Annotated in this window: 6 protein-coding genes, 2 tRNA genes and 1 rRNA gene; 4 read left to right on the top strand and 5 right to left on the bottom strand. The window is 34.4% G+C overall.

The genetic code is table 11. The annotated features are described in order from the left end of the window. The first annotated feature begins 181 nt into the window (after nucleotides 1-181). The 4 genes from rrf to E0F98_RS15705 all read left to right on the top strand — a co-directional run bounded on the left by rrf (nucleotide 182) and on the right by E0F98_RS15705 (nucleotide 1,701). Nucleotides 182-291: ribosomal RNA gene (gene rrf, locus E0F98_RS15720) — 5S ribosomal RNA — on the top strand. A 67-nt stretch (nucleotides 292-358) separates the two neighbouring features. Continuing rightward, nucleotides 359-431, top strand: a tRNA-Phe gene (locus tag E0F98_RS15715). A gap of 6 nt (nucleotides 432-437) precedes the next feature. Continuing rightward, nucleotides 438-523: transfer RNA gene (locus E0F98_RS15710), tRNA-Leu, on the top strand. Nucleotides 524-720: 197 nt separating this feature from the next. After that, nucleotides 721-1,701, top strand: a complete 981-nt coding sequence (locus E0F98_RS15705; RefSeq protein WP_132113181.1) for a M20/M25/M40 family metallo-hydrolase — start codon at nucleotides 721-723, stop codon at nucleotides 1,699-1,701. 247 nt (nucleotides 1,702-1,948) lie between these two features. Here the strand turns inward: E0F98_RS15705 and E0F98_RS15700 are convergent, their stop codons facing one another. From E0F98_RS15700 to E0F98_RS15680, 5 genes are all read right to left on the bottom strand, one after another. Beyond that, nucleotides 1,949-2,311: a nuclear transport factor 2 family protein gene (locus E0F98_RS15700; RefSeq protein ID WP_132113178.1), complete on the bottom strand. Its 363-nt coding sequence runs from the start codon at nucleotides 2,309-2,311 to the stop codon at nucleotides 1,949-1,951. Nucleotides 2,312-2,394: 83 nt separating this feature from the next. After that, nucleotides 2,395-3,303 (bottom strand): pseudouridine synthase, encoded by a 909-nt coding sequence (locus E0F98_RS15695; RefSeq protein ID WP_101138384.1) that lies wholly within the window; start codon nucleotides 3,301-3,303, stop codon nucleotides 2,395-2,397. Between the two features lie 248 nt (nucleotides 3,304-3,551). After that, nucleotides 3,552-4,508 (bottom strand): geranylgeranylglycerol-phosphate geranylgeranyltransferase, encoded by a 957-nt coding sequence (locus E0F98_RS15690; RefSeq protein ID WP_132113175.1) that lies wholly within the window; start codon nucleotides 4,506-4,508, stop codon nucleotides 3,552-3,554. A gap of 73 nt (nucleotides 4,509-4,581) precedes the next feature. Then, entirely contained in the window at nucleotides 4,582-5,520 is a 939-nt protein-coding gene (locus E0F98_RS15685) for a mevalonate kinase family protein (protein ID WP_132113172.1), read from the bottom strand. Nucleotides 5,521-5,578: 58 nt separating this feature from the next. After that, nucleotides 5,579-6,664, bottom strand: a complete 1,086-nt coding sequence (locus E0F98_RS15680) for a diphosphomevalonate/mevalonate 3,5-bisphosphate decarboxylase family protein (protein WP_132113169.1) — start codon at nucleotides 6,662-6,664, stop codon at nucleotides 5,579-5,581. Nucleotides 6,665-6,906: the final 242 nt, after the last annotated feature.

Genomic DNA, 6,906 nt, shown 5'->3' with positions numbered 1-6,906 from the left:
ACCCGGGGGAGAAACTTTCTTTACTCTGAACTTGTTTCAGAGTCTTTTAATAGTTCCTGAAATAAATTCAGGATAAACAATACAATTTTTCTTTATCTCAGTATGTTAAGATATTATGTGATTGCTGTTTATAAAACAATAAACAACATTACAATAATTGCCCAAAGCAATTATAACCTCTTAAGGTGGTTATTGCGGCGGGGCTCACCTCTTCCCATCCCGAACAGAGTAGTTAAGCCCGCCTGCGCAGATGGTACTGCAGTTATGTGGGAGAGTATGTCGTCGCCTTTCTTTGAAAACCCTGTTCTAATCAACAGGGTTTTTTATTAAAACTTTCTTATTTATAATGAAAGTTTATGGTACCTTAGCTCAGATGGTAGAGCAATGGACTGAAAATCCATGTGTCCCTGGTTCGATCCCTGGAGGTACCACATCATGCTCGGATGGTGAAATTGGTAGACACGCTGGACTTAAAATCCAGTGAACAGCAATGTTCGTGCGGGTTCAAGTCCCGCTCTGAGTACTAAAAACTTCAATTAGCTATTGCTAATTGAAGTTTTTTTTTACAATCAAGTCAGTTCTTATTGACTTGTTGCTTAGTTTTTAATCGTTAAATAAAACGAAGATAGGAATGGCTGTGCAATTGTCATTTGTATTTATTCTCATAGTAAACTGTCGGCGTTTAAGTTTTATAATTATAAATCCTTTAAAATTAATATCATGGCATTATTTCAAAAGACTAATCTGATTGTTTTTACAGTTATAGCATTATTTCTGAATGCAAATTTAATTGCACAGAGTAGCATTAATGCTAAAACATTTTATAAACACGATAAATATCTTTCGTCTGATAAGATGGAAGGTCGATTTCCAGGAACAAAGCAAAATAGTAAAGCGGCCAGATATATTAAAAGATATTTTAAGAGATATGGTTTGGATAAATTCGATAAAAATTATTATCAATCTTTTAAATTATATGTTAAGCCAGGTATAAATAAGATGAAATCTGATACTGTAACTACTCAAAATGTTGTTGGATACATAGAAGGGTCGGATGATGTATTAAAAAAAGAATTTATAGTTGTAGGAGCTCATTACGATCATTGGGGATGGGGAGGAAAAGAGTCTGGAAGTAAAAAAAAGTATACCGTTGCAATTCATAATGGAGCAGATGATAATGCATCAGGTGTTTCTGCTGTACTGTCAATTTTAGAAGAATTGTCAAAAGCTAAAAACAAACCCAAAAGGAGCATCATTTTCATTGCGTTTAGTGGTGAAGAAGAAGGGTTATTGGGTTCTAAATATTTTGTAGATCATCTCCCAGTTGATAAAATTGCGGTGAAGGTGATGTTGAACATGGATATGGTAGGTAGGTTAAATGTAGAAAAGCAATTGTATATGGGAGGTGCTGGAACGTTGCCTGGTGGTGTGGAATTGATGAAGAGGTTGGCAATGGGAAGTGGATTAAATCCGATTATTCATGCGGGTGAAGTTGGAGGTTCTGATCACGTTTCATTTTATAAAAGCAATATTTCAGCTGTAGGTTTTCATACAGGTGGGCACCCACAATATCACACGCCTGAAGATGATATTGATTTTATTAATAGCGAAGGTGGTGCATTGGTCTGTAAATACATATACAATGTTCTAATTGAAATTGCTAACTATCAGCAACCATTATATTTTATTAAGCAAAATTAATGAAGCTTTATAGTTGCTAGATTTTTGAATTTTGATTGGAATCCGAGGTCTTGCTATTTGACTAGGTTGCTAGTTATTGCGTAGCTATATGTTTTAACAACTATTTTAATACCAATAGAAGTTTGAGTTTGTATTGGTATTAGAGTAGCGCTAGTGAAGTTGAGAATTTGGCTGCATTGATTTAATTGCAGGTTGAGCATAATGACCTACTTATTCTACTATGATATAGTTTTAAGTGTTTTTTTCTCTATCCGTGATAAACACGGGAAGCAACTATTTTATCCTCTCTTATGTTGAGTACTTCTGCTATAAACATTTCTTCTTCTCCTTCTACTGTTCTTGTATATTCCATAAAAATACGATCACCGTTTGCTGTAAGGGAGGTTACCTTATAATTCAAACTTGGTAGTCTATTGAATGCGTCTTGCCACCATTCTCTAAGCGCTTGCTTGCCTTTAACAAGGCCATTTGTTTCTGGATGACGCAATTTTAGTTTAGGACTAAAATGCTCTGCGTCGTCGTCGTAAAGCGATAATAGCTTCTCTAATTCTTTATTGTTAAAGGACTCAAACCATTTAAAAGCGATGGATTGTAATTTTTCTGGCGTCATGGTATTTGTTTTTTCTATTTAATTAAAAAAATCCCCTTCGTTTGACACGAAAGGGATTTTAATGTAATGATTTCAATGAAGAATTATACGTTCTTCAAGTTGATGATTTCTTGATCTGTAAGCAATCTCCAGTTTCCTCTTGGTAAGTTTTTCTTAGTCAAACCTGCAAACGATACTCTGTCAATTCTTAAAACATCATAACTAAAATGTTCAAAAATAGAGCGAACTACTTTTACATTTGATGATCTTAATTTCAAACCAATTTCGCTTTTAGCTTCTCCTTCAATATAGCTTATGTCTTCTACAAAAACACGGTGTCCGTCAAGAGTTAACCCTTTGTTGATTTTTTCTAAATCTTCAAATTTTAAGTTTTTATCTAAAGATACGTGGTATATTTTAGATGATTTTTGACTTGGTAAAGTGAATTTACGCAACATGTCAGTATCGTTTGTAAACAATAAAAGACCAGTTGTGTTTTTATCCATTCTTCCTACAGCTCCAATTTTTGCAGTTGTAGACCCTTTTACTAATTCTAAAACATTACGAAATTCTTGACCTTCATCAAGAGCTGTCGTAAAGTTTTTAGGTTTGTTTAATAAAATGTAGACTTTTTTCTCCGGAGTTAAAACTGCTCCGTCAAAATTCACTACGTCACCTGGTTTAACCATGTATCCCATTTCGATAACAGGAATTCCATTTACTTTTACGTTACCAGATTGAATGTAAATATCAGCATCACGACGTGAGCAAGCACCAGAATTGGCGATATATTTATTCAAACGAATTTCGTCTTTAACTTTAGGTCTTTTAGGTGCCTGATTCGGTTTTTTTTCAACCTTGTCAGAAACTACTTCTGCAACTTTAGTGTTTATTTTTACTTTTTTTGGCCCTTGTGCCCTTTTTTGCATCGCAGGTTTTGGCTTATTAGAGCTAGGTCTAGAACTCGTTGGTCTAGCACCGCTTTTTTTATTATTGCCTTCCTTATTATTCATAATATTCCATAATTTGTGCAAAGATAGTATTTATATTATTGCTAATCGATATTTGCCAATTATAATACGGTAACTATCTAATTAAGAAGTTCTTGTTTTGTTTTCTAGGAGCTAATTCCCGCTTTCCACTATATCTTTTTATCTTGAACTTGTTTCAGAATCCTGAAACAAGTTCAAGATAAAAAGGATGGCGTTGCAATCGGGGCTAGCAAAATAGAAAAATCAGGTTTTGTCAGAATGAATGTTGCTTAAATAAGCAGTAGGAGTTTCTTCCCGCTCCATAAAACGGAAGGGTTTATCAGTACGATGCAAAATACACCCGAGACAATTAAGAATTTTAGTACGTTATGAAGCAACAAGTACTGCCCTTTGCTAGTGGACTTCCATAAGTAAAGAATAAAGAAAATCAATATAATCAAACAGACATAAAAATATATGTCCATATAGCCTACATCATAAATTTCGATAAGTACATACACTGGAAATATGGTTAGGGCAGTCAGTACCGTGATGATTTTTTTAGAAATTAATTCGCCATAGACAATAGGAATTGTCTTGTAATCATTAGCTAGATCGCCCTTTATGTTTTCTAAATCTTTGATCATTTCCCTAGTAAGTAATAGTAGGGAAAGGAAACTAGCATGTGCGAAAATTACGGCGAAATGTCCTTTGTAGTTCTCGATTTCTTCAAAAGAAAGGTTGTTGTAGTAATGCAATAATATCGCAAAAAATGGAATGACTGCTAATAAAGCTGCGGTAAGGTTTCCTACTGCTGGATATTTTTTTATTTTATGGGAGTAAAACCAAATCAAGAATATGTACGTTGAAAAGAATAGAAAAGCACGCCACGATATTACTAATGCCGTTAATGCGACTATAAAATTCAATGTAAAGTAAACGTTGAGCTTTGTTTTTTGACTTACAAGTCGGTCCAGCATGGATTTGTTGGGTCGATTGATCAGGTCCTTTTGGCTGTCATAAAAATTATTGATGATGTAGCCAGAAGCAATAGTCAATGAGGAAGCAAAGATAAGAAGGAATAAATTGAGATCAAGTAGGATTTCAAGCGCTCTTTTTTCGGGAGCTAGAATAAAGATAGCGGAAAGATATTGCGCTAAAATAATAATTGGAATGTTGTATCCTCTTACTACAGAGAATAAACTTACGATCTTCATTATTAAAAGCTTTTGCCTTCTGCTTAACATCTTACTTTATTAAAAAGATGAAAGCTTAAAACCACGAAGAGTTTTAAGCTTTTAATTTATTTTTTAGCGCTAATTAAAATTGGTATACTACTTCTAATTTATAGTCTTTCAAAGATAGTTTTGCGCGCTCCAAATCTTCGGTGAAACCTAAGATATAGCCGCCACCACCAGAACCACATAATTTTAGGTAGTAATCATTAGTGTCAATTCCATTTTGCCATATAGCGTGAAATTGTTCTGGAATCATCGGCTTGAAATTATTCAAAACTACGCTTGATAGTTTTTTAGTATTCATAAACAATGCCTTCATGTCTCCACCAAGGAAGTTTTCTACACAAGCATCAGTATATTTTACAAACTGATTTTTCAACATCGTGCGAAATCCTTTGTCTTTTAGGTTTTCCATGAATATGGTTACCATCGGAGCCGTTTCTCCTACAATTCCTGAATCTAACAAAAACACAGCGCCTTTTCCGTCCAAAGTTTGATTCGGGATGCCAGTAGCTTCAATGTTATCTTTAGAATTAATTAAAATAGGAATACTCAAATAGCTGTTTAAAGGATCAAGTCCTGAGCTTTTTCCGTGAAAAAAGCTTTCCATTTGAGAGAATATGTTTTTTAACTGTAATAATTTATCACGAGTTAAATTTTCAAGAACAGTAATTTTATCCTGAGCATATTTATCATAAATAGCTGCTACCAGAGCACCACTGCTACCTACACCATATCCTTGTGGAATACTGGAATCAAAATACATTCCAGTTTCGATGTCACTTTTTAATTCAGCTAAATCGAAAGTAACCAATTCCGGTTGCTCACGCTGTAAAGTCTCAAGATAATCAGCAAATCGTTTTAAGCTTGCATTAGATGCAATCGCTTCTGGTGATGGATCTTCATTTCTTTTCAATGCACCGTTATAAAAACTATAAGGGATTGATAGCCCTTTAGAGTCACGAATAATTCCGTATTCTCCAAAGAGTAGTATTTTTGAGTAAAATAAAGGTCCTTTCATTGATTTGATTGCTAGGTTAATGCCTAAAAATAGATTTGGTACGTAAATGTAGTAATTATTAAGCTAACTTAATAGCTCCACTTCCAATTTCGTCACAAAGGTACTGCCCATTTTGGCAAAAGCCAACTAATTCGTCCTTAATAAATTGCAAAACTTTTTCGCTAACGTTTTCGGGATATAAAACATGAACATTTGCTCCGGCATCAAGAGTAAAACAAACAGGAATTTTAGTGGCAGAGCGGAATTTCCAAATCGCATTTATGATTTGCAAAGTGTTGGGCTTCATTAATATAAAATAAGGCATCGAAGTCATCATCATTGCATGTAAAGTCAAGGCTTCACTTTCGACTACTTTTATAAATTCGTCTAAGTTTCCGCTTTCAAAAATAGCATTTAGTTTGTCTAGATTTTCGTGTGCTTGCTCAAAACGTCTTTCAGCGTAAGGATGCGCGTGCATCAAGTCATGACCTACAGTACTCGAAACTTGTTTTTCGCCTTTGTCGACTAAAAGAATCGTGTCCTGGAAATTGTTGAAATTATCGTGTATGGCATTTGGAAATTCGACTCCGTATAAATCAGAGCTTCCTTCAATATTTGCTTGGTTTCCCCAAACTACCACTTGTCCTTTTACGCTACGGCAAGCGCTTCCAGAACCCAAACGCGCCAGTAAAGATGCTTTTTGGTAAAAATAAGCTTCGGTCATTTCAGGATTTAAGGCTTTTTCTAAACTCATTAAGTTCATTGCCAGAGCCGCCATTCCTGATGCGGATGATGCAATTCCAGAACTATGCGGAAAAGTATTTTCGGTATCGATCGTAAAATGATATTCTTTCAAAAATGGCAAATAGATTTCGATTCTCTCTAAAAATTTCAGGATTTTCGGTTTGAAATCTTCTTTTGGCTTTCCTTCGAAAAGTAAATCAAATGAAAAAATATCTTGCTTTTCTTTTTTGGCGAAAACCAATTTAGTAATCGTTTTACAATTATTTAAAGTAAAACTCACCGATGGATTTGCCGGAATCTGATTGTCCTTTTTTCCCCAGTATTTCACCAAGGCGATATTGCTGGGAGCGCTCCACTGGAAACTGCCACTTTCTATAGTTTGAGAATATACTTTCGGAATAAAATCGTTTGCTGTCAACATGAAATATAAAATTTACGCAAAGATACTTTTTTGGTTTGTAGCTTCCATATTTATTTTTTTAATAGGTGCTGTCGTAATGCTAAATCTTATAATCTTGTCATCCGACGAAGGAGGGATCTGCATAAGCGGCTGAATTAAAGTAGATTTCAGCTCTGTCGGAATGATAAATGATACTCCGTTTTTATGTTTTGACAGAATTTAAGGTTGTTTTTTATTTCATTGTATAGTTTTAACTATTTTTG

The sequence above is a fragment of the Flavobacterium hiemivividum genome, from assembly GCF_004349145.1.
Taxonomy (GTDB): Bacteria; Bacteroidota; Bacteroidia; order Flavobacteriales; family Flavobacteriaceae; genus Flavobacterium; species Flavobacterium hiemivividum.
Note: the sequence above shows the minus strand (reverse complement) of the source record. Positions and strands in the feature narration are given on the sequence as shown.

Coding starts and splice junctions, on each gene's coding strand:
- E0F98_RS15690 (WP_132113175.1), bottom strand. CDS start 4,508: ATGTTAAGCAGAAGGCAAAAGCTTTTAATAATGAAGATCGTAAGTTTA.
- E0F98_RS15685 (WP_132113172.1), bottom strand. CDS start 5,520: ATGAAAGGACCTTTATTTTACTCAAAAATACTACTCTTTGGAGAATAC.
- E0F98_RS15680 (WP_132113169.1), bottom strand. CDS start 6,664: ATGTTGACAGCAAACGATTTTATTCCGAAAGTATATTCTCAAACTATA.
- E0F98_RS15695 (WP_101138384.1), bottom strand. CDS start 3,303: ATGAATAATAAGGAAGGCAATAATAAAAAAAGCGGTGCTAGACCAACG.
- E0F98_RS15705 (WP_132113181.1), top strand. CDS start 721: ATGGCATTATTTCAAAAGACTAATCTGATTGTTTTTACAGTTATAGCA.
- E0F98_RS15700 (WP_132113178.1), bottom strand. CDS start 2,311: ATGACGCCAGAAAAATTACAATCCATCGCTTTTAAATGGTTTGAGTCC.